This window comes from Dendronalium phyllosphericum CENA369, assembly GCF_016056275.1.
Lineage (GTDB): Bacteria > Cyanobacteriota > Cyanobacteriia > Cyanobacteriales > Nostocaceae > Dendronalium > Dendronalium phyllosphericum.
On sequence record NZ_JAECZA010000142.1, the window covers coordinates 1 to 1,515 of the forward strand.

Annotated in this window: 2 protein-coding genes; one reads left to right on the plus strand and one right to left on the minus strand. The window is 43.5% G+C overall.

Annotated features, from left to right (window positions below; translation table 11 throughout):
• Positions 1–32: 32 nt before the first annotated feature.
• On the minus strand, positions 33–713 hold the full coding sequence (locus tag I8752_RS20900; protein WP_214434211.1) for a response regulator transcription factor: 681 nt from the start codon (positions 711–713) through the stop codon (positions 33–35).
• Between the two features lie 112 nt (positions 714–825).
• On the opposite strand from I8752_RS20900, the gene I8752_RS20905 reads away from it, so the two are divergent.
• Positions 826–1,212, plus strand: coding sequence for a hypothetical protein (locus I8752_RS20905; RefSeq protein ID WP_214434212.1), 387 nt, complete (start codon positions 826–828; stop codon positions 1,210–1,212).
• Positions 1,213–1,515 lie beyond the last annotated feature (303 nt).

Here is a 1,515-nt window from a genome sequence, read left to right on the forward strand (position 1 = left end):
CCCCTCATCCCCCTCATCCCCCTCATCCCCAGTTACGATAGTTCTGGAGGGTTGAGGCGATAGCCCATACCATAGACTGTTTCAATCGACTCTGCTGCTGCTAATGTTTGCAAACGTTGGCGAAGTTTACGAACTAGAACGGTGATTGCATTACTTTCTGGCTCACTACCCCATTGCCATACGGCTTGCTCAATTTGGTTGCGAGTGAGTACTTGCTTAGGATGACGCATGAAATACTCTAGTAACTGAAATTCTTGGCTAGAAAGGGAGACAATCGCTCCTTGTCGCTCTAAAGTCAGTGCGTCGAGATGAAGTTTTAAGTCTGCCAAGCAAAGGATATCTCCTTGCCAAAGAGGCGATCGCCTCCTCAATGCCCGCACCCGCGCCATGAACTCTATAATATCAATTGGTTTTACTAGGTAGTCATCTGCTCCGGCATCTAATCCTATAACTTTATCAGGTGTGGTATCTTTTGCCGTGATTATTAATATGGGAGCTGTTCTTCCTGCGGCTCGATACTGTTGACACAAACTCACTCCACTAATCCGGGGTAACATCCAATCCAAAATCAGGAGGTCATATTCTTTTTCAGTCAAAAGCCATTGAGCCGTTTCACCATCCTTGACACCATCAACGTTGTGTCCAGCCTGGGAAAGAACCGTTTGCAACGGCATTAATTGCTTGGGATCGTCCTCTGCCAGTAAGATTTTCATCACCTTTGTGTAGGCTTGGGCTTATTTAGAATAATCTATTGAGGTAATTTAAACGTCTTTCATCAGTGAGAATGAAGTGTGATAACTTGGCAAAATTACAGACAGGTATAGTGTGTGGCACATTAGCAAACGTTGGCTGCAAGGACTGGGATTAGAATTTTGGTTGCCTCTACCACTAGTAGCGATCGCATTTTGGTTTGGTTGTAGTTTTCTTGCTGCTGGGCAGTTAAGTCAATCCTACTCTACAGAGAAAAAACTTCGCTCAGATACTCAACTAGAAGCACGCCTATCAGTCAATGTGTTGCTGATTAATGCCACTGTTAACCGAACTCAAAAAATTACCCAAATAGAAGTCGAAACAGCAGACCCCATTGTGAAGCGATTGGAATTAGAACTTCCAACAATAGAATTCAGCCAGATAGAAGTGACAATTGCCCAAGAACTAGGGCTACCTCGTCAGGATGTTAGGAAGTTAGTGCGCTATGAAATTGTTGACTAATATTGATAGGATTTCAAGCTAGAAAGAAAAAAGTCACAAAGCCCACGTGTCAACAGAGGTACTAGTAAGCCCTGGAAAGATTCTTGCTGAATGAAGCGGACGTGTAGGCGTAGCCCATCGTAGACATCGCAAGCTTTCGGCTCAACGATACACCAAAATGAATGCCTGAATTATTCAACTGACAAAACAAACAGGTAAATTGAGTTAGCAATCAGCCTCATTGCTTGCCCAAAACACCAAAATGAATGCGCGATGTACTGAAATGAGAAAGCATTTAAAGATTTTGCTTGCTGAATCTACCGA